Origin of the sequence: Paenibacillus glucanolyticus NBRC 15330 (genome assembly GCF_004000885.1) — a bacterium.
Taxonomy (GTDB): Bacteria; Bacillota; Bacilli; order Paenibacillales; family Paenibacillaceae; genus Paenibacillus_AQ; species Paenibacillus_AQ glucanolyticus.
The window spans coordinates 102836-128687 of the sequence record NZ_BIMC01000015.1; the positions used below are offsets into that span (position 1 = coordinate 102836).

Consider the following 25852-nt stretch of genomic DNA (forward strand, 5'->3'; position numbering starts at 1 on the left):
TTAGAGATATTCCCTGTTAGATTGAATCAGAGTTGATATTAACTAACAGATATCTATTTAAAAAGGAGAATATATACCATTGAAGAAGTTTAAGAAATTTCTTTCGACAATTTTAGTTGCAAGCATGAGTTTAAGTATGTTCGTAGGTTTTGGAAGTAAAGAAGTTGAGGCTGCAGTAGTAAGAAATAATCATGGTGATTCTGGACTGGTTATGAAGGCTGGAGCACAGATTACACCTTCGTATGACGGTTCCAAACTAGTATATTGGTCTAGCAATGGAGACGGACCATTACAGTATTATGAAGTTTCAAGTAAAACGGTAAAGTCGTTTTCAACGGCTGCTGGTCAGAGAAATAAAGGAGTATCTTTCTCAAAAGATGGAAGTAAAGTCGTTTGGGTGAGAGGCTCGAAGATCGATACGGCTAGCACTGACCAAGCTGTTTATATCTATGACACGGCTACTGGTGTCGAGGAGAAGATTAGTGGTACAGATAAAGTATTAGGATGGCCTACTATAACTCCGGATGCTAGTAAAGTAGCGTATCTTGCAAAAGACGGTAGTACTAGTGGTTTGATCAAAGTGTATGATGTTTCGACCAAAACACTAGAAGTTCTTAATTTGCCAACAGGTTCACATAATCCTGTGAACTCTATGCATCCACAACAACACACTACGTTATTGTATACAGGTGATGGGAATAGTCTATTAATCTCGTACACAACTAACACCGCTAACAGAATGCAGTCTATAGGTACATATAAGTATGATGTTAATAGCGGTACTTTTGATACTGTATTAACACCTTCCTCGAAATATTATTCTTCGCTTTCTAACAAAGGTGGCCAGGGTATTATTTCAACGAACTCTGATGGAAGCAAATTTATTGAGTATGTAAATAGTACTGTGTCTGAAGGTGCAGGATTTTATTTGGTTGATTCCGCCAGTGGTAATAGAATTCGGCTAACTCAAGAGGAAGTGTTTCCTCAATATGGAGCAGGAACGTTGCTTGAGGATGCGAAGTATGTGACTTTGCCGAATGTAAAGGGAATAATGGCTACTAGCACTCTAGAGGTTGTAGATCCTGAATTATCGATGGGCTATTACAAATTCTATGGTCTATCGGGAGATGGACAGAAATTATTATCTTTAACAGGAACCTCCGCCCTAGATCTAGTAGAATACTCATTTTCAGATTTGACTGATGGAACGGGTTTTGTGGCACCTGAAAGTGCAACAACTATAACAGCTAGTGTTCCTGGTGATTTCGAGACTGGTAAGATAGAGTGGACTCCGAATCAAACCACATCTGAATTCGAATTGTATATCGACGGTATTTTAAGTGCAACTTTTACTACAAAGAATGTAAGCCCCACTCAGAATGGAACTATAACTTATAATCTATTAAGCTATCCATATTCTGGGGCAATAAAGTTAAAGATTGTAGAGAAAAATAGCAAAGGTTCTGTAGAAAGTAATACTTTCACACTGAATGTGGTAAACTTGCCAGCAAAGCTTGGTAATATAGATAGTTATGTTACCAGTTATGTAGATTTTATGGGTCAGAAGTGGTCGTTAGTTGGTGATAACTATTTACTTAAAGTTAACCCTACTAGCTCCTCTACACCATTTGATAAAAATGGTAGCGGAATATATGATCCTACAAGTGCAGATAATATCGGCGGATATTTGAAGAACTGGTTTGAAGGAAATGCAACTCCAGAGGAACAGGGCATGGTTTCTTTGCATACTTGGAATGTACCTCAAGATGCCAGTCCTTCCAATTCATACACAGTTAGATCAAAAATTGGATTGCTTACCTCGCACGAAGCCAATACTTTAAAAGCAGGTAAAATCCTGAATATGACAGGAAGCACTTCGGTATGGTTAATGAATACGTATGGTGGTACTGGTTATAGTACAATGACCATGAGAAAAGAAGGAAACTTCATCAAAACTAGCAATTCAAATGCGACTGCCACATATATTGCTACATTGCCTGCGTTACATCTACTACCGACTGTTAGCGTTTCTGGAGGGGATGGGTCATTCTCAAATCCATTTACATTAAGTACAGTTCCTGTACAACCACAAGTTCCGGCAGTTACGAATTTGGTAGCGGTTGCTGATTCTCACGAAAAAGCAAGCTTAACGTGGGATTCAGTTCCAAATGCAACAGGCTATGTAGTAAAGCGTGATGGTACAGTTGTAGGTAATCCAACGAGTAATTCCTTCTCTGAAACTGGATTAACCGCAGATACTAACTACACGTATACCGTTAGTGCTAAGATTGGAACAACTGAAGGTCCTGTTACATCTGTAATGGTGAAGACTAAAACTCAAGTACAAATTCCTCAGGTAACAAACTTGAAAGTAGAAGAATTGAGATTTGGGTATGTTAAGATTAGTTTTGACCCAGTTGCGGGAGCAACTAACTATGCTATGAAGCGTAATGGTTCTAACATAGGAAGTGGTTATGAAACTTTCTTTGTTCATAACGGACCAATGGTGACAGGCACTGATTATACTTATGAAGTTCGTGCTAATGTTAATGGAGTGCAAGGACCTGCGGGAAGTATTACAGTTACTGCTCCTGAAAAGGTACCTACTCCTACAAATGCTGTAGGAGTTTCTAATAGTCCTACGACTGTTAATTTGAGCTGGGATTCAGTTCCAAATGCAACTGACTATATTGTGACATTGAATCCGAGCACTATTAGAGATGTAATAACAGAAACAACTGCGACTAGCTATGAGCACACAGGACTTCGTCCTGACACAACTTATTACTACCATGTACAAGCGCGTATAGGGGATGTTTATAGTGATCCTGTAATCGTTCCTGTAAGAACTATGGCATCTATTCCTTTGACTGCTCCACAGGATTTTAAAGTAACAGGCAAGACGGATAAAACTGTAAGCTTCTCTTGGACTTCTGTTCCGGGTGCAACAGGCTATGAAATTAAAGATGTGGCATCAGGAGCTGTTCTCTATGATGGAGGTACTGTAACAGTTGCAACCATTTCTGGTCTGAGTCCAAGTACTGACTATACATTTGAAATTGTAGCTAAGGATGGTTCTGCACAAACCAGCCCTAGCAGTTCTGTAAGTGTAACTACAAATGTGGAAACTATTCCTTACCCTGCTGGGTTTACTGTGACTAAGGTAACTTATGATCAAGTAGACCTTATCTGGGAACTTGTTCCGAATGTAGATAGTTACACTGTGTATAGAGATGGAGTTGCATTAGACACTATTGATTACACGTTCTTTACGGATAATACTGTAACTGAAAGTACTAAGTACATTTACAGTGTGGTAGCAAATAAAGGTGGACAATCTTCTCAAGCTGCCTTGAAAGAGGTTAATACCCCTGCCAGACCTATTGATGGTCAAGCACCGGGAATGCCTACAGGTTTGAAGGTTGTAAGAGCTTATGCAGATAAGGTTAAGTTGCAATGGGATATAGTTTTGGATGCTTCCGAGTATGAGGTTTATCGTAACGGAACTAACCTTGTGTATAAGGGGCCTTTGTCTGTCCTTACAGACGACACCACTGGTCCAGAAGAAACTTATGCATATCTCGTGGTAGCAGTTAACCAATTCGGTAAAACAGCTGGAGCACCTGTTAGTGTTACAACGCCAGCAGAAGCTCCACAGATCATTATCACTCCAGTACCTAGTCCGGCTGAAGGAACTATTACTTTTAACTTTAAAGTAATTCCTGAGGTAGATAAGTACTATGTAGAGCGTAACCCTCAATGGACCTATACGTCTAATGGAGATGGGACGTTCCGTAGAACTTTCGTAAACTCGGTAACGGGTGAAGTTAGGGATTATGGTAATGTAGCTGTTGAAGATGGAAGTCTGCCATTCTATGAAGAAGGCGTCTCAGCAGGTCAGAACTATCACTATGAAATCACAGCCGTAAAGACAGCTGCTGATGGTACTCCGGAAGTTGTTGGAGAAACTGAAGTTTCTATTGATACTCCTACCGATGGTAGTGGTGTAACTGTACCTGATCCAAATGGAAATGGTGGTGGAGGAACTAATCCTCCAACTACTCCAGGAGATGGAAACAACGGTGGTGGAACAACTCCACCGACAAATCCGGGAGATGGAAATAATGGTGGATCTAACCCTGGAACTGGCGGTAATGTAAGTCCTACTCCTCCAAGTGGTGGAGCTGGCGGCTCAACAACACCTCCTACATCTGAAGGAACCGGAGAGAACGGTAAAGATACCTCCGAGGATGGGAAAGGGGCTGAAGGTACGGATGCCCCTGACAAAACTCCATCTGAATCCGTTGAGTTCACTGATGTAGAAGGAAGCCATTTCGCAAGCGATGCCATAAAAGAGCTTTCATCGAAAGGGATTATTACTGGCTACAGTAACGGAACGTTCGGACCAAACAAAACTGTAACAAGAGCAGAATTCGCAATCATGTTGAAGAGAGCATTAGGACTGTCTGGATCATCAGATTTCAGTTCTAAGTTTACAGACTTTAATCAAAATGCTTGGTATGCAGAAGAATTATCAGTTGCTCTCCATCATAGAATCACGAAGGGATTCACCGATAAGACGTTTAGACCTAATGATCTTATTCCTCGGGAGCAAGCATCTGTGATGATCTCCAATATTTTGAGAAACGCTGGCATCAACAATGATGGTACTGCACAGGAATTCAAAGATAGCAAGGACATTGTTGCATGGGCCTCTGAAGACGTTAAATTAGCTGTTGAGCAGGGAATTATTAAGGGCTATGCCAATAATACCTTCCTACCAAAAACTAATATCACTCGTGGTGAGACAGCTGTGCTTATTCAACGATTACTGAAGGTTATCGAATAGGCCTGTTAAAGAAAATGTATTCACTTTTTATTTGAAATAACTGAATTGATACAAGTAAGAAAACAAGCCCTTGTCTATGACAAGGGCTTGTTTAGTTCTATCCTCAGTTGTTAGTCGAATATATAATGCTCATTTATAATTAGAATTGTACAAGTCTATTAGAAAAGGAGAGATGATGATTTGATAAAAAAATATTTGGAAGCTCGTATCCATATACCTATTAATGAAACTAGAGGAAACTATGTTAATGAGAAGGTGGATTGGATCGTAAATGATTTACAACAGTTCCTCAGTATAAATAATGGCATTATTATCGATCAAGAAGTCTTTGAAAAGGAAATTGTTTATACCTCGTCGAGAAACGAGGATTTCACGAAAGAAGAAATTCTAAGTTTCATTGAAAATTGGATGACAACAAAAGAACCGTTTGCGTCTTTTTCAGGGCAATTATATGAATTTGCTAAGGATGATATATACGAACTCTTAATCAATAATTTTGATGGCAAGCATCCTAATCAAGCACTGCAATTTTTTGATGAAGACGAAAAAATGACTATCATGCAGCGGCTTAATGTCCGTATTGAGAAATTGATGGGACTAACACTGACAGAGTACTAGATGTAATCATTTATAAGAATTTTATAATACTGTGGAGGGAACGCATATGAAAAAGAATATTTCTGTAATTATCAAATTAATAGTTATTATGGCTCTGCTCTCTGCCTGTGCATCAAAAGAAACAACAGGAGGTCCAGCAAGGGAAAACAACATGGATGGAACGTTAACTGAAGTTCAATCTAATGTGTCTGAAAGTATCGATAGTTTTATACCGGTAGGTGAACTAGCTAGAATTTATTATCTCCAACATAACAGTGGTAACAATTATCAGGTTGGTCTAAGAACACATCAAAATGAGCTTGTGTGGATTCATATATCCACTTCTCAAGTGTACTTAAAAGAAGACATTGATTATTCATATATCGAACGAGTCGAAGACAAAAGTGGTGCTTTTGGGATAGGTGCTTCTTATATTATAAACGTAAAGGTGGGTACGCCAGTAGGTGGTGGAAGGATAGCACACGGGAAAATACGTTACCAAACAACAATGATCGTAGGTGGAGAGATGGATTAATTGTAAGACAGCTGGCTATCATCCGAACAGAAAATAAAACGTACGTAAGGGGAGGAAGCATTTATTAATGCTTACCTTCCTTGTTTGATTTAAATATGATAATCTTATATTAAATGAACTTTGATCAAGGCTCCCGCCATGCGGCTAAAGGAGCATTTTAAGAGCGCTATTTCAAACGCCTAATCCATTTTTCATGTCATGGAGTGGACGTTTGGAAGAGCGCTTTTTTGCGTTCTATCACAACCCAATCATTCCAAGTTGTAGGAGGAGAATCAATGTTATTAAAATCAAGAAGAGCCAAAGTATCTCAACGCGGTGTTTATTTACAGGACAAAATACTTCAGGAAACTGTCTTTCAACCTGGATCACATTATCGTTATGTCATCGACCAGAATTCAAAAAAAGTCATTATTCTTTCATCTGAAAATAATACGGATAATACAGTATCTAAGCGTCAACTAAAGGAAAGTGTTAAGCCTGTAATTGATATACGGGATAAAGAGGCGCTTGAAGCTTTTAATGGATGCGATTATCTTCAGGTAGAGATTTTCGGAGAGCATGTAGTTGTACAAGGCTACGTTGCCTCCAAAGCATCTGCGTTAGATAAGTCAGCCCAAACGCCAAAAAAAGGTTCCAAGCATAAAATCGCTTATATAAGTGATTTTATTGCAGTAAAGAAGACCTCCGAAATTGTTATGTCTCGGAAAACTTTGCAGAAAGCTGCAGGTTTACTTGGATATGAACAAATGGAGTTCGACCTATTCTTTGGAGAAAACGTAGCATCTGAATCCAATTCATTTCTTCAACCTGCACTTCATAATCTGGAAATCCCGCTTCATGTTGCAAGCTTATTCAGTGGCGCGGGTGTCATGGATTTGGGGTTCTTGGAAGCGGGTTTTGATGTAGTTTTTGCATTAGAGCTTAATCGGGATGCTGTCGAGACTTATCGTTATAATATCGGAAATCATATTATGCATGGAGATATCACGAAAATTGATAAAAGCAAAATTATAAAAGCTCCTGTAATGATTGGTGGGAGTCCTTGTCAGGGTTTTACTAACGCGAATAGAAATACAAATTTTTTAGACAATCCAAACAATCTCCTTGTGAAGCATTACATTGAGGCAATAAAGGCTAATGAGAATTGTAAAATTTTCTTTCTAGAGAATGTACCTCGAATTCTTACGGCTGGAAATGGTCAGTTCAAAGATGAAATTTATTCTGCACTCTCAGATTTTGAGATTACATCTGGTGTTATATCTGCAGCTGATATGGGCAGTCCACAACTGAGGGACAGAGCCTTATTTATTGGAAGTAAGATAGGCAAAATCGAATTACCAACTCCGATATTTGAGAGTAGTACGTATCGAACTGTACGAGATGCATTCACAGGATTGAGAGATGACATACCTAACCAATTAGATGTATCCAAAGCTAAGTCAGAATCACTTGAAAGAATGAACTATGTTCCTCCAGGAGGAAATGTTTTTGACATTCCTGAAGAGATTCGTCCACGGGGTCAGCAATCCAATATGTATAAAAGGTTGGAATGGGATAAACCATCCATTACGATCGTAAATCCAAGAAAGTCTTGTATCCTTCATCCAGATAAAAATCGTATTCTTTCGGTTAGAGAATGTGCTCGTTTATTTGATGTTCGTGATAACTTTGAATTTAAAGGTGGTCTTTCATCAATGCAGCAGCAGATTGCAAATGCTGTACCTGTTCGCTTAGTTCGATCAGTCGCTGAAGTCATAAAATCAGTGATACACCGTTTTAACGAAAGTTTACGTTCATATCAAGGTCTGCAACTGGTATGAGAAATGAATGCTAAATAGTGTTATCTTTATTAAGAAGGAGTAATGACTTCTCAATAGATGAAAATAATGCTACTATAAATGCATAAATAATTACTAGCAAATGCTTCCGCCACGCGGCAACGAAGCTTTCATTTTTATTTCGCCAACAAATGGCGCCTATTTCTGTGAATTACACCTTTTATGGGTGGAATCAGATAGGCGCTTTTTTTGTTGGCTTTTTAGCTATTAAAAGCGTGATGGCATTTTTCGAGGAGGCGATATGCATGGAGGGACAACTTTCATTTATTGTTGAAGACAATTCATTATTGATCACCGATAAGGAAGTTGTGACATGCCATGATAAGTTTAAGGATATGGAGTTATTTATAGAACAACCTGATCCTTTTATTGAGGCTAGCAAAAAGTTCTTTTTTATTGAAGAAGGAGAACAAATTGAGTTAGATGAACTGATTTTACCCATAATAGAGGAGGAAAAAGAGTCTATGAGTTTTCAAGAAATTGTTAAGATATTGAAAGACAGTAGTAAGTATACAATACTGATGTTTGATGACCTTACCGGGTTTCCAATATCGATACAAATTACTTTGAGTAAGGCAGCGATTGCTTCGTTTGCTCAATATCCAGAGGCATTATATCTAGATTATAGAGTAAAACGTCGTCGAACAAATAGCCAGTTTGTTTTTCTGCCCAATAAATCATTTATTATTTGGGACGGGCACATAGATGTAGATACCAATATGTGGGGGAAGTGGACTCGACCTTCTGTTGCATCTATTAATGTTCGCAGAAGTAAATATAATAAACTGGATAAACAGTATTTAGTAGATGGAGTTAACTCAACAGAGCAGCAACCAATTATTGAGTATCTTCCAATGAATGCAATAGCGTAGTTTTTCTTAATAAATATTACTAATTAGGACCCTCTGACTTTTCTTGTCAGGGGGTCTTGTAATTGAGGAGTGGGAAATATGGACCTTTTACTTACATTTATTGAACCGCAGCATGCGATGGAAATTGAAGATGCACTAGATGATGCGGGTTATATATGTAGGATTATTCATACGCCTGAATGCTTACTTGATGTGAATGTCTTCTTTTGCAAGACTGCATTACTAGTTATCGAGCCAGCTGATGAAGTGTATGACCATTTAATTAGTCTACCGGTTGCCTGTGTATTTCAAGCATCTATGGGCCGATACGTGCAAATCGTCCTGGATTAGAAGGGAGCTTAATTGTGGAGCAGTTATCATTATTTACAGAAGAAATCATTAAGGCTAATCCTACAGCTACTTTTACAGGTACTATACCATCCATAAAACCTGCTGGTGAATCAATACGAAAGGTGATTGAGAATATTAAAGAAGCCTACTTGGATCCCAGTAATAGTAGACCTTGGGTTGTGACAACATCTTTTGGTAAAGACTCGACTTTGTTATGTGTCTGTACCTGGGTAGCGTTGTTAGAAACACCTCCTGAACATCGTACTAGAAGGATCTACTTCATAAGTTCTGACACGGGTTTAGAACATCCAAACTTAACACAATATGTCCGAAAGAGTATACGGTTGATGAATGAAAGTGCTAAGGAACAAGGTCTGGATTGCTTCGAGGCTGTATTAGTAGAGCCGGAAGCTAAGGAGAAATTTGCGAGGAAAGTAATAGGACACGGTCTAGTGCTACCAACTTCAAAAAGCCCTTTTCGCTGGTGTACAGATAGATGGAAGATTGCCCCTGCAGAGCGTTTTATTAAGCTTCTAGTAAAGCGATTTGGTGAAGTATGCGTTATGACCGGTGTTCGTCATGCAGAATCCATTAAGCGCTCAAACTCGATCTCTAAGCATGGCATGAAAAATCAGTTTATATTTCCAAAAACGAAACCAGGGAAAGATAAATCGAGTGATCAAGAGAATCGCATTATTATTAAAAATCGATTTGAAAGTCATCCAATTGCCGACATCCGTGACAGTGATCTGTGGGATTACCTAATGCAATGGTCCAAATTTCCGTGGGGTGGAAGGTTTTATGAGATGTACTCTTTCTACTCAGACCAAGGAGAATGCCCGATGCAAGTGCAAGAGATGAAATCGACCTGCGGGCAAAGTAGGAACGGGTGTACTCTTTGTATGATGATTCGCGATGATGGAATGCTTGAACATTTCAAATCAAACAATGAAGCATGGGCATTTCCTGTATCTGAGCTTAGAGCTTTGATACAAAGATCTATGTATGACGCTAGATTACGAGAGCCGATACGGAAGTCGAGAATAAAACGTCTTGATACAATAAGCCCATTTACAGGGGAGAGATACGAAGCTCAAGAACAACTTGATATTTTCACTGTTCATGAAGAGAAAGAAGAATTTTCTTACGAACCAGTTTGTCTTGACGGGTTACCCGCATATCCGGATCTTGCCCTTGGGAGCTATTCCTTAGAAGCCCGAATTTTTTTGTTGAAAAATGTTCTTCATTATCAAGCTGAGGCAGAAATGGAATTTGTTACTCCGGATGATATAGAATACATAAAAAAAGTTTGGTCTGAAGAACTTGGATGGGACGGAGATGAGACAGACATCCGACCTGAAAAGATCCAATACGAAGGAGCACTGGTATTAGATGCAGAGTATAGATTGAATCATACCGAGACAACCATTCCTAATCTTGTTGTTGATCCTAGGTACTACTTGGCAGAGGAAAGCGGAGTTTCCTTAGATGTAATTAAAAATCTTAATGTACTAAATCCTGATCCTAAAGCTGAACATCGTTTTATCTATTATGTAACAATTGATTTTGGCGGCGGTGAGAAAGATATATGGAGTACATTTGAAAAGTCTAAACGTAAAACTGGTTATGCTGTTCCATACTATTGGCAACCAGTAACTGCATCATCCGGATCCTCGAACATTACGGATTACTGGAATAACGTCACTGTAATAGTGTGTAGACCTGAGATCTGTAACTTAGCCGATGCACAACAATTTGTAGAATCTTATATTGCTGCCGGTGAAGATATTATTGAACCAGAAGTAACAAACTGGGAGCGTATATATTGGAGCATTATCAAAGATAAAACAATTGAAGAGTCACGGAGATTTATTCTTAGATCAGGCAACCAACCAGGAGAGATTCCAGATTCTATAAAAAAATATGTTGGACTTATTGATGAAGAGATCACCATCGCTTCTTTAATTATGAAATCCTCAGTAAACACTGTTCTTTTTCGAATCGATCCGGAAGATGCTAGACGAGCTTGTGAAGCATCAACCTTATGGAACAAGGTGGTCGGAATTAAGTTATCTGGATATGATAACGGCCAGACAGTCCGAGAGTTTATCATGACGAAAGGATTACATCCAAGAGTGCTGCCGGCACCTATTATGTATCTTTATAACCTTTCAGAGAAAGAACTGTTCTGGAATTATCAGATGAAGCTATATGGGGAAAACGATGTCATTGATATCTGGCATTGTTAAACAAGTGCGCCTATAAGGGCGATTAGGAATTCAGCCTTTGGCAAGGCTGCGGGAAAAGCTCATATTCATCATCCCGTCACCAATCACTTACTTGCTCGGGGAAACCAGAGCGGGGACTGTAGCATGTGATTAAAGGTATAAGCCGTCAAAACTACTCAGATGAAGCAGAATACCAAGGTGAAAAGTGTAAACGAGGATAAAGGCTGTATTGCTTGAATGATAGTTCGAGGGGATTTAACATCGTCCGTATCGAAACGTAGTTGAAACGGTATGTGGCATCTGAGAGTGGCATCTGAGACAGTGTCTGATTGTTTGGCACAGTCCTCACGAGCCGAGGCCTCCCAAGCCCAATAAGGGTTAAAGAACGAAAGTCATATCCGACATTACACAAGCTATGTTCCTAATCGTACTAAATGGGGATTACCTAAGTGGGACGGCCATCTTTGGCTATGAGGGATAAACGCAACAGGGTTATGGCCTCTGAATATCCCATATGGTAACGGAGTTCTAGTAGTAGTCGGAGCGTGGGAAAACCACAGTACACTTATACCGAGGGGTATAAGACACTAATAAAACAAAAAAGGATCGAGCGATATGCCCAAACCTTTTCGGGGAAGATTACTTACGGATTTCATTTCGGCTACCTGTTAGCTCGATGGCTTTGTAAGAACTAATACCTAGAATTGGATTCAGGATGTTTTTGAGTAGATCAGTGTTAATTCGAAAACTCTTACCTGAGTGGGTGTAGCCTGAAAACAATACTTTTTGAGGCTCCATTTTCATATTCTCACATCCTTTAGTGGCCTTAATTCATTCTAACATAAATTAAGGAATATCAGTGATGGCGAAGGAGAACAGTTCATCTGGATTAATACAAAATTGGGAAGGAGCGAGAGGCTCTATGAGAAATCCAAGTGTAGTCAATGATCTTTAGATATTCACTAAATAGAGATCAGATGGTAATCTTGTCTTTTTAAAGATAATGGGCAATTTCCAAACCTATTCTGCAATTCGTTATAAATTGGCTTGAAATCAGGATTGGATTCTTCTATTATAGAGTTAGTTATATTTTTTGAAAGCCTCTTGCCATGCGGCATAAAGAGGAATTTACTTGTTGAAATACGCCCTGTGGGTGACTCAAGCATACATTGCTTATGTCATTCGCAGGGCTTTTTTGCGTCCAAATTGGTGAAGTTAGCTGCACTAAATTTTATTTTGATGATTCTACTAATTAGGAGGAATGGATATGTTTAAGATTAAATCGAGTGTGATTCAAGCTGTTGTATCAGCCATGGCAAAGAGTGTAAAGGACTCAGGTATAGGTGATAGGAATGTATACATTAAGAATATCGGTAACGATATAGTATCCTTCTACTTCACTTCACTTGATCTTTCAGCTGAGAAACGAATTAGTGCTGAGGTTAAGGGGGATTTCTTTGCAGCGACGAGTATGAAGGAGCTTGCTATCAAGGTTGCAGCTTTGCCGAGTCAAGAAGAAATCGAAGTGAACTTTATCCGAAAAGGGAACGGACAGTTTCTGCAGTTGGTTTGGGGGAGTAACGGAAGACGAAGTGAGATGACGGTTACTGTCCTTAATGAGGAAACAGAATTTCTAGAAGTCCCTCTGCCAGAAGAAAAGGTGCTCTGGGGTCCAAAGGTGTTATCTCATCTTGTAAACAAGTTTAAGGGTTTTACTGTAAAATCATCAAGCAATGACGCTAGAAATTCACCTGTTCTCTCTGGAATCATGATATCTCAGAATACCTCAGGTCACTGCATTCTACGTGCGACTGACCGTCATAACTCAGTCACTTTTATTTCAAGAGATTATAAGTGGCTAGAGAAGGATGTAATAATTGACACGTCTTATTTACATGGTATTTCTAATCTCATTCCTTCTGACTGTGAAGTGGAAGTTGGAATTAACGAGCAAGCGAGCTTGGTAATTTTTCAGACACCGGATACAACTTGTGTATGCCGAGTTCTGAACGGAAAATATCCTGAGATCGATAAGATTTACGATCACAATGTAGAGTGTAAGTATATATTTGATCGTCCTGAGCTTATGGAGCTGTGTTCCAGGGTTTTGAAAATTGTTGATACAGGAGCAAAATTAGTGAAATTTGAGACGAGGAAAAATCTGGTATTTGCAGTTGTTCCAAATGTCTTGGAGCAGCAATTGGGAGCAACTGTTGAAGGGCTTAAATGGTCCTTTGCTGTGAATGCAGAAAAATTGCTTGAATGCGTAAAGTTTTTTGAGGCAGAGGATGAAATTACACTTTATATCAAAGATCCGGGCAATAAACCAATCACAATTGGTTCAGATGAGGAGCCTGACATCCAAATGGCAACTACTCCTTATAAGGTCAATGGAATTAATGCAGGTAATAAGTCCAAAGTGATGGTTTAATTGTCATCGCTTGTCATCAGATTGTAGCGGTGGTAAAATGTATATATAAACAATGCTTAATTTGCCCTCCGTCAAGCGACTTATGAGGGTTCATTTTAACTAGTCATTCACCCCCAAAGGTGTATTTGTGTTTTTTTGACACATTTCCACTTTTGGGGGTTTTTTATTTACGAATCTTTGAGATGCTCTTCTGTTCTAGCAGAGCATCTCTTTGTATTTAAAGCGGCCATTTCTTTTGTTGACTATAAGAACGTATGTTCTTATAATGAAAAAGAAGTGGACCTCAAATTGGGAGGTTTTACTAATGAGTAGAGCGACATGGGTTAATGCAAAGTACGAATCGATGGATCATGGTTTAAGTGACCTTCAAAGACATTATTTATTACAGGAATTGCGTATTAACCATTCCCGACCAACGAATTTGCTCCGCTCCATAGCAAAAGCTAGAGCGTTCAAGCAAAGAGTGTTATGGATATTCCAAGAAATGATGGTCGTGGTAGGTCTATTCATGTCCATATTATTTGTGGCAGTATTGTTGATTATCTGGCAAATGTAGGAGGACGACCAATGGCTGTTCTGATTATACTCGCGATCGTTGGAATTCCTGCAATTGTTGGATTTTGTAGTGGACTCACTACAAATAACATCACCGTTGACAGGAGTCCCAGCATGAATAGTAAAAATGACAATCATCTAAATTTTGAAAGTGAGCATGAAATCAGCAGTTGGCCATCATTTACTCTTTCCCAACCAACATCAATAGATGAGGATGTTGTTATTGATCAACAAGCTGAGTCGATTAAGCCAGAAGTTTCTTCACTCACACCTGAAGTTGAAACGGGTCTTATGAAATTGTTGGGAGAGATTGGTGCTGAGATGGATAAGGATGCTACTAGCACACCTCTTGAAGCATATGATGGTTCAGATGCGGCCGGATTCAAAATGAATACAGTTTCTATAGAGGATCATGATATTGATCGAATGTTAGAAACCTTACGTGACGCAGATGTTCCGCCTCCAATAGCAGACAATTTGATTGAATTTCCTGGTCAAAATTCCCCTTTACCTAAAAAAGAATACAGTGCGATTCGGAAGAGATATGGAGAAGTTTTCGCAGACCAAATCACAACAACTCCATCAATTGGAGCAACAAACAATGAAATAGATGTAATGATGGGAAGAGTTAGCTTCTCTGAGGATGGAACCATGTTCCTGACTTATAACAACGCCTCGATTCAAATTAGAGGTCTAGGTCTAACAGAAGAGTTAGAGGGAGAAGTGATCTTAGTTAATGGTTTTTTTATTGATGACAATGCATTTATGGTTGAAGAGATCGTTCAACTCAAAGAAACAAAGAAAGAAGTACTGTAGTAAGTTGCAAGGGAATTGTCGAAGTTCCCTCGCTTCTTTTAGCCTAATTGCGAAAATTAGGCTAAAAGAAGCGGATAAACAAGTCTTTCGCCTCATGTCCACCTAGTTATATTTTCCCATTTTATCTATCGACAAGTTGATGATTCTTGTAGTAAAATGACATCAAAGGGAAGAATGAACATTCAAATGAACATTCATCAATCATCATGAGTTACATAATATTATCAGAAATACGCAGTTTATCTTAAGAGGAGTTGAGCGAATGTCTGCATACAAACATAGAAGAAGCGGAGACGAAATTTTGAACAATGATAAATTAATCGAGCAAATCCGGCTCTGTATGATTGGTGATTATAATCAAAAATTGTTCAATGATTTCCCTAATGGGAATGGCGAAATAGAGTACGACGTGCGTGGGGGTCAACTTCAAAAAAACATCCAGATCCGTAAGGTCAGTCTATTAGATGAAAATGTAACTAACGTTGTATTCTCTCGTAAAGGACTAGAATTGTTACTCCGTAAAACTGAGGAGCGATTAAAAAAGTGGAAGCCACTTGATTACGCCACCATTAACTTGCAATTGTTTCTAGATGAAAATGGCGACATCGTGGACATCACGATAACGGTACGAATCGAACAGCATTTCAAAAGATTCTAGCTTGACAAAAGATTGTGAAGCAAAGATAATTGTAGACAGGATACACTCCTGCTTTTTCCAAATATCATATTTTCGTAGAGCGGAAGCACCGCCTATTTTAGGTCAGCACTGACCTGAATTGGGCTGTGCTTTTTTTGCGTTTTCGGAAAGGAGTGATCGTGGGCTTTTTTGCAATAAGTATCAAAATAATCCCGAGGGGAGCATGGTAAGGGTGAAAAAAAAGGTTTTAGTTGTTTTGTTTTTCCTGACGCTTTGCATGGCTGTGATAGCACCAATGAGTGCGTTTGCAGCTACAGGAGGCGCAGGTGATGTAAGCTGCTCGGATACATTCGGAAAAGGTACTGGAACGGCGGATCAAACGATCACAGATACATTGAAGTCTGTTATCAAAATCATCGGCGGTGCTGGCGGATTGTTATTCACACTGGCTGTCATGATTATTGCAATTATGATCATTTTTGGTTCCATAAGTGCACAGAAACGAAGCACTTACTGGACAGCCCTGATAGGGTGTTTCTGTGGAGCCTTTGTTTTCTTTGGAGGCTATAAGTTCGCAGGAGCGATCGCGCAGCTTGCTCAGGGTGGAGCAGCCTGCTAATTATTTGGCATTTCGGGTGGGGTTATAAGCCGCCCGAAATGTTTTTCTATGGGGGTGTAGTAAATGGGTGAAATACTTGTGCCAATCGATATTACTCAAGAGGAGAAAAGCGTACTAGCGTTATTCTCACTGAGGCAATTTTTTCTTGTCGTTCCTGTAGGATTTCTAATGATTGCTTTCATTATGTGGGGGACCGTCCCATTTATAAGTGGACTAGCAGATTTCATTACTCGGATCATACTGTTTCTAATCGTGACAGGAATTGCAGTTTTGTTGGCTTATTTTAAGCTTGACAGATACGAGATGTATTTAAGCGATTATGTGAAAGTTAGATGGAAATTCGCCAAGTCACAAAAAACGTATCAATCCTTGTAAATAATGAAAGCGGTAGGGGGTTCATTGATGGATGGTTTTGATATTTTAATTACATGCACGATGGTACTACTGGGATTGACACTTGTCTTTCTAATCTTTGCCAAGAAAAGAATGGATCGAAATGAACCGGTTTTCGGTTGGGCGAGAAAACAGCATATGCAAGAAACGGGTCAAAATCAAACTTCTCCTTCGGGGAATGTCAAGCTAAAAAAAGGTTCTGAGCGAATTATAGATATGCTTTCTTTAGAAGATGTAAAGGCCGGTATTTTCGAGAAAAAACATAACGAGTATTGTCTCATCGTATCTTCAGACTCAGTAAATTATGATCTACTTTCGGAAGGTGCCAGACAAGCCATCATTCTCGGTTACAGTTCTCTGTATCGAGTTATCAGATTTCCAGTGCAAATTCTTGGACAAGCCGTAACCCAAGACCTCCGTCGAGAAGAAGAACGGTTTGAGATCAATTTAAAGAAATGTAATACACACACTCGCGGTTACAACAACTCCGTTATTCAACACATTAAAGAGCGATCTCAGGAAGAGTTTCGTATTACCCGGAAGACATACTATGTGGTTTCTTATGTACCACAAACCGGTAGAATGGGCGCTTTATCTCCTGAAGACAGAGCAAAAGATATCCAAGATGAGCTCTATCAAAGGGCATGGACTATTGTTCAGATGCTTAAACAATGCGATATTCAATCCGAGATTTTGGATAGCTTAAGAGCCATGGAAGTGTTAAAACGCGCACTCAATCGAGATCGTATGGTCGTTAACCCCATTGATGATGTTGCGGATCGTGAAAAACTTAGTTCTTTATATGTAACGATCGATCCTACAACCCTGCCAGGATATGAGGACCTTGTAAATGATGTAGAGGAGGTGCGTGGTTATGTTCAAGAGGCTATTTAATCGAAAGAATTCACCAAAGAAGAATGAATCTTCAACAGAAGAGCAGATTTCTCTAGAGAAGGATAAGAATAAAGGAGACTCAAGAGATTTATATTTCCCCAGTATGATGGATAATCTCACGAACGATGGTATCACTTTTGAAAAGGACCATTTCGTTATCCAGACTGGCCTTGGTGATGTAAAGTACGGAAGGTCCTTCTTTGTAAAACCTTCTGGCTATCCACGAACGGTTCGCATAGGTTGGCTAGAGGGATTGTTTGCAGGAGATGACATGGATGTTTCGGTTCATATTGAACCATTAGATCGGAATGCTGCCATTAAGAAGTTGCAGAAGAAAATAGATGAATTTGAAACCGTCGTTTATTCTGCAGCCAACCGTAATGAAGGCGCGAAAATCGAAGATGCAATGCAAAAACGTGATGATGCAAAGTTTTTACAAAGGCAGATTAAGAATAATCAAAATGGCCTCTATTACGTATCAGTTCAGGGAACAGTCTTTGCCAATACTCTGAATGATTTGAACGCTAAATCACGAGAGATTGAACGGGATCTTGGTGGTGAATCAATCGAGATCATTAACTCATATGGCCGTCAGAAAGAAGGGTTTCTGTCATGTTTGCCGCTAGGGAAGAACTATTTGGAGAAGACAGACCGAAATTTGGATCAACTTTCTTTAACTGCAATTTTCCCTCATGCAAGCTCTAAACTTAATCATCAAGGCGGATTTCCAATAGGTCGTTACGGAAGAGAGTATGTGTATTATAACAACTTTGATACTAGTCTTAGCAATTATAGTATGGGGATCTTTGGTGTGTCAGGGTCTGGTAAGTCGGTACTCGTAAAACAGATCATTGGACGCGGGTTTATGGATGGGATTGAGAAAAATGTCATTATTGACTGTGAACCTGAGTATATCGCACTTACAAAAGCACTAGGTGGTATAGTCATTCCAATATATCCATCTAAATCTAATCAAGCAAGTCGTATTAACCCTTATGATATTTTCCCAGAGAAAGAAATTATCAATCAAGGTTATGAAAATGAATATACGATTGAACGAATTAATGTCCCGGAAAAAATAACAGAACTTCTAGAATTCTATAAGGTCATGAAGGAGTCATTGACACCTGATGCGAGAGGTTTGACCCCGATTGAAATTGGTGTATTAAGTGATGTTCTAGAGGAGCAATTCACATCAAGAGGCATCACTGAAGATCCGGAATCCATTTATCAGAACGAGGAAGATATCGATGAAAATGGAAGAATAACGTATCGTCGCAAGTATATTGAAATGCCAACTATTTCTGAAACGCACAAGATGCTCGAAGAAATTCGTGATAATGGCTACGAAGACCTAAAAGAACTGTGTACAATTGTACATTTGTTTACCAAAAATAAGGCGTTTGGAATGTTTGACGGTCAAACTCAGATTATTGCAGATTCGGGTGTTTCCCTCGATGATGCTCCTGTTATCAACTTTGATATCTCGAAACTAAGTGCAAACGGAATCGAAAGACCGCTAGCTCAACACGTTTTGATGACATGGGTATGGAATAGATTCATTGTCTCAAATCCAAAAGCTAAAAAGCGGGTCATTATTGACGAAGCCTGGATGATGATCAAGTACAGTACGATGATGGAATGGCTTAAGCAATTGAGTGCGCGTGGCCGTAAATGGAATGTATCTCTTACTCTTGTTAGTCAGCGTTATGAGATGTTTGATCGTACAGAGGCTGCAAGGGATGTTGTCGCCCAGTTTGAAACCGTGTGCTTCTTAAAACAATCTGATCAAGATATTAAGCCTATTTTGGATACGTATCGATTGTCTGATGATGTTGGCAATATGATACGCACGGCAAGTACTGGAGATGTAATCATGAAAGCCGGAAAGCAGATCGTGAGCTTCAGATCAGAGCCTACACCAGAAGAATGGCCATATCTTAATACGAACCAAAACATCCAAATGGGTCCTGGACCAGGAGGCGATGGGCCAGGTACTGGTACAAAACGGGTACGATCAAGAGAAGAGATGATCGATTTTTTAGAACACTCGCTTAAATTGAAAGAGGTTGAAGGAGAGGAAGTGGCCTAAGTGAAACGCACTGTTTCAATAGTTTTGCTCGCCGTGATCCTCTCAGTCTTCCTACTGCAAAGTATGGCCTTTGCAGCTACTGATACTGGATTGTTGATGCCACCAGGTACAACTTCGGTTGATGGTGAAGGCAAACTTTTCAGTGATGAAAAGTTAGAGCAAATGAAAAAGGATAAAGAGGACGCAAGCCTTACAGATGGAATCATGCTGGGGTTTATTCTAAGTCTTTTCAATGCTGTTCATATTAGTAGCTTACCAACATTAATATTTGGCAATCCATATGGAGATTCTGGGACCCTCAATTACGGGATTTTTAGTGTAGGTGAAATGGAAAAAATCATTAATCCGATCTTAGGGTTATTAACCGGATTATATACTCTCATTCTAACGGCTGCTATTATGGTTTCTGCTGCTAAATTTGGATTAAAAGCATACTCACCCCAGGCGAAGGCTGATTTCTGGACAGACATAAATATGTGGGTGCTCTCAGCGTTCTTTATGGGTAGCTTTTGGTTGATTTTCAAAGTAATGATGAGTATAAATCTTGCACTCGTTTCCTCTATGTTCGATACCTTAAAGGCTACAGGTGCCGATGCAAACGGAGTATCGTTGATTGCTAGCGCTGGGAATTTTAATTTGGGTAATGCGATTGTTTATTTGGCGGAATTTGGACTCACTCTGTATTTGAACATCATCTATATCGCACGAAAAGTAATCATTATTTTTCTTGTGGTACTTTCACCATTTGCCGCGTACAGTTTGATTTTTGCAAAAACTAGAGCGTTCTTTGGAACATGGATGAAAGAATTAGCGGGAAATATTTTTCTTCAGTCAATACACGCAATCACGATTTTTGTCTTTGCCCAGTTATCTAGTCTTGCTGGAGAGGGCGGAGCTGAAATCTATGCAACTATCTATAGGTTGGGTCTATTGATTATGTTTATACCTATAACCGGCATGATTTCGAGATGGCTTAATTTGGGAGATTCAAGTTCCAAACTTGGGCAAACAGCTACTATGATGGGAGCTGGCTCAGTAGCCGGTGCAATGATGCTAGCAAAAGGTGCCGGCAACATGTTGGGTGGTAAACGAGCTGGTGGTGCTATGTCAGGAGCAATGACCGGAGGGATGACTGGAGGAATGGCTCCTGGATCGGGCAGTATGTCCGGATCTGCTCCGGATATGGGTAGTGATGCAGGAATGACAGCCCTCACTATGGCAGCTAAAGGTGGATCCGGTTGGCAAAAGTTCAAGAATATTGCTGGTGGAGTAGGAGCCGTTGCCGGGGGTGCTGTTGGTCTAACTATGGGTCCGGCGGGTGTTGCGGTTGGTGCAAAGCTGGGTGGAACGGCCGTGAAGGGCGCTATGCAAGGTGCACGTAATGTAAGTGCTGGGGTTAAAAACAGTTCAATGATGGCCACTTCTGCATTTTTCCCTGAGGGTGTTAAGTCGGCTTACCAATCAGCATCAGGTTCAGGCTTCTTTACTAAGATGAGGAGCATGGGATCTACAGGCAAAGAGAATTTCTCAGACATGTGGAACCATCTCGGAGAACGTCGTCGGTTCATGGGAAACATGGGAGAAGCATTGGGTAGCACAGTTGGAGCGGGTGCAGTCGGTCAAAAGCTGGGCCATATGTTCTCAGGTGCAAGCAGAGGCCGTGTTCAAGGGGCAAGTGAGATGTTTGGTGGAATGAATGATATGACCTTGCCTAAATTAGCTCAGAAATATGCCGGACAAAATGTTACATGGGAACAGAACAACAGTGGTTCAGCCTTTTATGCTCAAACGGCTAATGGTAAACAGCGTATTAGTAACTACGGAGCTGCTGACCCTACTTTGAAAAAAGGCGAGACTCGTGTCGCTGATTATAAATTCCCTGGTCATAACGAGAAATTTGAGCGTCAACCAAACGGCTCTTATAAATTATCTATGCCGCAGAGTTCGCAAGGGCATACATATGGGCCTAATGCAGTCGAAGGGCCTATCGGAATGTCTGGAGGTTCTAATGAACATATTGCTCGAACATCTGGAGCGTATATTCGAGGAGCTGATGGTTCTCGTTTTGAAGATAACCGGGTTGATGCAGCAAAGATTACGCCTGACAACTACTTCTCACACAACATAAAAGGTACGGATCGAAGGGATTGGAGTGATAAGGGGGCTGACTTATTATCTCGAAAAACTAAAGCTAGCACTGAATATACACCTCCAACAAACCAAACCAAGAAATTAAGCACTATAGCAAATCAAGCAGTTCGAGAACGAGCACGAACAAAAAATAAGGTTGTACTTTAAACAAGATTGAGGATGGTTGGGATTTTTCTCAGTCATCCTCATGCTCTATGATTGGACGGTGGAGGTATGAACCCTCAAGATCTAGCAAATGATGCAGCTGGTCAAGCAGGTGGTGCCGGCAAAAAAATCGCTGGGAAAATGGCCAGAAAAGCAGCGGGAAAAGCATTGAAATTCCTGAAAAAAATTGCTAAGGAATTTATAAAAAAATTGATTTTGGTTGTTGGCAAAAGTCTGCTTGCCATATTAGGTCCTTGGGTGCTGGGTGCTTTGGCTGTTGTCTTAGTTGTGGCGATAATTCTTTCGGCGATTCCATTTGCCGATTGGTTTCTAGGTGGAAACTCCAGAAGTGAATCACAGAAAAAAGCGGATATTCAGTATGAGGAAAAGTTTAAAAAAGCGGCTGATAAGACAGTAGCAGAAATTAATAATATAGAAGCAAATGCAGCGTGGAAAGCCAACTTGATGAACACTTTAAAACCAAGTTGGGGTATACCCGCTGCTTTGGTTCGATATCATATTGTAGTGAAAGATAAGAAAGTAAAGCTTTCCGATTATGATCCGGATGACCTCATTCAATTATTTAAACCTACCTTTTCATATTCCACTATAACCGATGACATGGAAACAATTAAGACAGTAACATATTGCACTACTACGGATGAAGAGGGAAACACCCACACCACAGGCCCTACGACAAATATAACCTCTACGGCTAGACCAGCTCACAAGGTATTATCAGCTGCTACATTTAACTACGGAAATATGAATATTAAACCATTAAAACGGTATTATCCAGGGGGAACTGAAACTAAAACAGATCAATGGGATGAAACTGGTACCAGCTCAAGTGGTGATTGCACTACTACGTCCTATAGACAGTACGAGCATACTACAGTTGATGATAGATTCCAGCCTGTTCTTAATATTGATGGTCCAAAATTTCAAAGCGTGCTTATTGGGCAGGGAATAAAGCAGGAAGATATGAAACTTGTGTATGAGTTTATTAAAACGGCTGATCCTACTTGGAATCCTTATTTGTATGGTGGAAACGGTAGCGGTAATGGCCTTGGAGGATACGCAGGGCAAGCAAAAGTATCCGAAGCAGTTATGAGATGGGAACCACTTGTACGAAAATATGCGATTATATACGGCATTGAGGATCAAGTTAACCTTATCCTTGCGGTAATTCAGCAGGAATCTGGAGGAAATCATCTGGACGTTATGCAATCTTCAGAGTCTGCAAATCTACCACCCAATACAATAATTGATCCAGAGGTTTCTATCATGTACGGTGTCAAACATTTCGCTTCTGTATTTAGATCAGCAGGTGGAGATATCAAAATAACATTGCAAGCTTACAATTTTGGCGGTGGTTTTATTGATTACGCTCAAAAACGTGGTGGGTATTCTAAAGAAGTTGCAATCGAATTCAGTGAGATGATGGCAGCCCGATATGGCTGGGCACGTTATGGAGATGTTAATTACGTCGAACATGTCTTACGCTACTATACGGATTGGAGCAACTTGACGGTTGGATCCGATGGTCAGATATTCGATGTACAAGAAGCTCTTAATATCATGAGTAAATATATGGGACTCCCTTATGTTTGGGGTGGAAGAACGCCAAGCAGTGGTGGTTTTGATTGTTCAGGTCTTCTTGAATTTGCTTTTAATAAACTTGGAATTAATTTATACGGGACAGCTGCAATCCAATACAACAAAACAGTTCCAGTAAGTGAAAGTGAGGCACAGCCTGGAGACTTGGTTTTCTGGGTGACTAGAGGAGATTTCCCATCACATGTAGGGATGTATTTGGGGAATGATAGTTTTATCAATGCTAACAATTCGAAGGGAGTCAGTATTTCTTCGGTAAGTAACTGGAATAAGTTGTACCCATTCTTAGGCTATAGAAGAATTGTTAAGTAAAGGAGACTATATATGAAAAAATGGGCAATTATACTATCGATCTTAGTTCTGTTTCTACTTAACATAACTCAACTCTTGAACGCCCAGCAATTGAGATCACAGATTGAAGAGCAAGATTATATCGTAAAAGCTGAGAATGCTAATCAGGATTTTATTGAAAAGTTTTTTTCCTACAGTTCAACGAAGGAGAGATATGAAAATATTAAACCTTTGACAACAGAGGAAGGCTTTAGAGCCACACTTCCATCTGGAATCGAAATTCCAGAGGACAACGGAAGTGAATTATCGGTAACATCTAGAATGGATAAGCTGAAGCCGTATATTTACCCCTCGATAGATAAAAATAAAGTTGACTTTATGAACAAATTCGAAGTTTCTACGATTTTTAATAAGATTAAAACCACTCAAGAAATTATCATTTATACCCAAGTAGTCTATGACCAAATAAGCGGGTGGAAAGTTAATGATGTTGAATTTGTGAGTAGTTTAGGAAATGGTTACGAACAATATTAAAGAACAGTAGAAGGGAAGATCCTAATGGATGAAATTTTTGGAGGCTTACACGTTCTGTTCGAACAATTGATCAGATTACTCCAAATTGTAGGGTTACCTATTTTCTCAGTATTACTAATTGTAGGTTTCTTGTTACTTCTAACATCTGGTAAAAACCCGAGGCGAAAAAAAATGGGATATGTGTTTACTATCGTTTTTGGTATTGGAGCATTACTAATTGCGTATGCACCTTTAGTAGCCCATTCATTGGGTGGGATGGAATTTTCACAAGATCAACAGAATGAGACGGTTGAAAGTATGGTGGATGGTGCCGGTACCATTGGTCCGTCTTTATATAAGGGGGTTTGGTATATCTCCGTGCCAGTAGTATTTACTATGTTCTATTTTGGTTTATTGGTGAGGTTATCGGCCGCCAAGAACCCACAAAGAAAGAGATTAGGATTAGGTATGATGATATTCAGTCCGTTAGTGTTGTTGGCAGCTTATTTAATTCCCTCTCTTACAAACATGTTATAAAGAAAATTTCGATTTTTAGAAAGGATGTATGGTCAATGTCCAAGAAAGATGAGATCGAGGCTTTGAGAGGAAGGTTGGTTGCAGCAGTAGATGAACATGGTTTGAAAAGTGATGAAGTGCTTGATATAAGCCAAGAAATGGACATCTTACATAACTCCTTCAATCAAGACAAAAAATTATCAACTGAAAAGTAAGAAGAAAAGACCGGCAATTTGACGCCGGTCTATTTTATGTCTGCTTGTGTTTTCTGAAGGCATGTTATAAAATGGAAGTGAATAGGATGGTGATAAAATGAATGAGTTTATTGGGCCAGAGTTGACTCTTGATGAATATGATAAACTCTATGCCACCATTATGAGAAAACTTAAAGAGCCCTTCCCGAATGGAACTGTAAAAAAGAAAAATAAAAGTGATAGAAGTGCACATATACCGGTGCAGGCATATATCAAAAAACTAAATTACGCTGCAGGTGGTTACTATAAATGGAGGATAACAAATGAAAAGCCAATAATACATGAGGAAGAAGGTCTGCTAGAAATGAGAGGTCTTCTTACCATTCTAGGTACAAGCGTTGAGGGACAAGGATCTCAAAAATTCTATTATGCTGAGGGAACTAAGCAGATTCAAAATAAAGATGAAGTAATTAAAGCTGCAGGTCGCCGCGCATTGGTGCATGCGTTGGATATGTTTGAAACTGGCTGGCTTGACCTTGCTCCACACAGAGAATGGGGATCGAATCCCGGCTTGGGTTTACGGGAAAATGAAGAAGAAGACTCTGACAATCCGAAATGTCATAACTGTGGTCAAATTCTAACTGTTGATGAAGTGAAGCTTATTGAATCTGCACAATGGAAAATATACTACTGTGATAAGCATGTTCCTGAATTTGTACGAAAGAAATTAAAGTAGGGAT

The 25852-nt window shown here is 39.6% G+C and carries 21 protein-coding genes; all 21 read left to right on the forward strand.

Features of this window, described 5'->3' with window-relative positions; genetic code table 11:
• Positions 1-79: 79 nt before the first annotated feature.
• The 21 genes from PGL02S_RS20130 (at position 80) to PGL02S_RS20230 (ending at position 25848) form a co-directional block, all read left to right on the forward strand.
• Positions 80-4849 (forward strand): S-layer homology domain-containing protein, encoded by a 4770-nt coding sequence (locus PGL02S_RS20130; RefSeq protein WP_127502931.1) that lies wholly within the window; start codon positions 80-82, stop codon positions 4847-4849.
• Positions 4850-5029: 180 nt separating this feature from the next.
• The gene (locus tag PGL02S_RS20135) at positions 5030-5467 is read left to right on the forward strand and encodes a hypothetical protein (protein WP_063477468.1); all 438 of its coding nucleotides are present in this window, start codon (positions 5030-5032) and stop codon (positions 5465-5467) included.
• Positions 5468-5513: 46 nt separating this feature from the next.
• Positions 5514-5981, forward strand: coding sequence for a hypothetical protein (locus PGL02S_RS20140; RefSeq protein WP_063477467.1), 468 nt, complete (start codon positions 5514-5516; stop codon positions 5979-5981).
• 275 nt (positions 5982-6256) lie between these two features.
• Positions 6257-7801, forward strand: a complete 1545-nt coding sequence (locus tag PGL02S_RS20145; protein ID WP_063477466.1) for a DNA cytosine methyltransferase — start codon at positions 6257-6259, stop codon at positions 7799-7801.
• A gap of 263 nt (positions 7802-8064) precedes the next feature.
• A complete protein-coding gene (locus tag PGL02S_RS20150) occupies positions 8065-8691 on the forward strand; it encodes a hypothetical protein (RefSeq protein WP_063477465.1) in 627 nt (208 codons plus the stop codon).
• 78 nt (positions 8692-8769) lie between these two features.
• Positions 8770-9021: a hypothetical protein gene (locus PGL02S_RS20155; protein ID WP_063477464.1), complete on the forward strand. Its 252-nt coding sequence runs from the start codon at positions 8770-8772 to the stop codon at positions 9019-9021.
• Between the two features lie 14 nt (positions 9022-9035).
• Complete coding sequence (locus tag PGL02S_RS20160; protein WP_164762884.1) at positions 9036-11270, forward strand: phosphoadenosine phosphosulfate reductase domain-containing protein; 2235 nt, start codon at positions 9036-9038, stop codon at positions 11268-11270.
• 1246 nt (positions 11271-12516) lie between these two features.
• Positions 12517-13680 (forward strand): beta clamp domain-containing protein, encoded by a 1164-nt coding sequence (locus PGL02S_RS20165; RefSeq protein ID WP_063477412.1) that lies wholly within the window; start codon positions 12517-12519, stop codon positions 13678-13680.
• Positions 13681-13984: 304 nt separating this feature from the next.
• Entirely contained in the window at positions 13985-14236 is a 252-nt protein-coding gene (locus PGL02S_RS20170; RefSeq protein WP_063477411.1) for a hypothetical protein, read from the forward strand.
• 11 nt (positions 14237-14247) lie between these two features.
• Positions 14248-15051 (forward strand): hypothetical protein, encoded by an 804-nt coding sequence (locus PGL02S_RS20175; RefSeq protein WP_063477410.1) that lies wholly within the window; start codon positions 14248-14250, stop codon positions 15049-15051.
• Between the two features lie 262 nt (positions 15052-15313).
• Positions 15314-15709 (forward strand): hypothetical protein, encoded by a 396-nt coding sequence (locus PGL02S_RS20180; RefSeq protein ID WP_063477409.1) that lies wholly within the window; start codon positions 15314-15316, stop codon positions 15707-15709.
• 202 nt (positions 15710-15911) lie between these two features.
• Positions 15912-16307: a TrbC/VirB2 family protein gene (locus PGL02S_RS20185; RefSeq protein ID WP_076153495.1), complete on the forward strand. Its 396-nt coding sequence runs from the start codon at positions 15912-15914 to the stop codon at positions 16305-16307.
• A gap of 63 nt (positions 16308-16370) precedes the next feature.
• Entirely contained in the window at positions 16371-16682 is a 312-nt protein-coding gene (locus tag PGL02S_RS20190) for a PrgI family mobile element protein (protein ID WP_063477407.1), read from the forward strand.
• A 27-nt stretch (positions 16683-16709) separates the two neighbouring features.
• Positions 16710-17594 carry a hypothetical protein gene (locus PGL02S_RS20195; RefSeq protein ID WP_063477406.1) on the forward strand — a complete coding sequence of 295 codons (885 nt, stop codon included), beginning with the start codon at positions 16710-16712 and terminating at the stop codon, positions 17592-17594.
• The gene (locus PGL02S_RS20200) at positions 17575-19686 is read left to right on the forward strand and encodes a VirB4 family type IV secretion system protein (protein ID WP_063477405.1); all 2112 of its coding nucleotides are present in this window, start codon (positions 17575-17577) and stop codon (positions 19684-19686) included. The genes PGL02S_RS20195 and PGL02S_RS20200 overlap by 20 nt, the downstream gene beginning before the upstream one ends.
• Complete coding sequence (locus tag PGL02S_RS20205; RefSeq protein ID WP_063477404.1) at positions 19687-21984, forward strand: hypothetical protein; 2298 nt, start codon at positions 19687-19689, stop codon at positions 21982-21984. It begins immediately after the preceding gene.
• A gap of 66 nt (positions 21985-22050) precedes the next feature.
• On the forward strand, positions 22051-23910 hold the full coding sequence (locus tag PGL02S_RS20210; RefSeq protein WP_063477403.1) for a bifunctional lytic transglycosylase/C40 family peptidase: 1860 nt from the start codon (positions 22051-22053) through the stop codon (positions 23908-23910).
• Between the two features lie 12 nt (positions 23911-23922).
• Positions 23923-24423: a hypothetical protein gene (locus PGL02S_RS20215; RefSeq protein WP_063477402.1), complete on the forward strand. Its 501-nt coding sequence runs from the start codon at positions 23923-23925 to the stop codon at positions 24421-24423.
• A 24-nt stretch (positions 24424-24447) separates the two neighbouring features.
• Positions 24448-24939, forward strand: a complete 492-nt coding sequence (locus PGL02S_RS20220; protein ID WP_063477401.1) for a hypothetical protein — start codon at positions 24448-24450, stop codon at positions 24937-24939.
• A 35-nt stretch (positions 24940-24974) separates the two neighbouring features.
• A complete protein-coding gene (locus tag PGL02S_RS20225) occupies positions 24975-25133 on the forward strand; it encodes an aspartyl-phosphate phosphatase Spo0E family protein (RefSeq protein WP_082834222.1) in 159 nt (52 codons plus the stop codon).
• Positions 25134-25230: 97 nt separating this feature from the next.
• On the forward strand, positions 25231-25848 hold the full coding sequence (locus PGL02S_RS20230) for a hypothetical protein (protein WP_063477400.1): 618 nt from the start codon (positions 25231-25233) through the stop codon (positions 25846-25848).
• Positions 25849-25852: the final 4 nt, after the last annotated feature.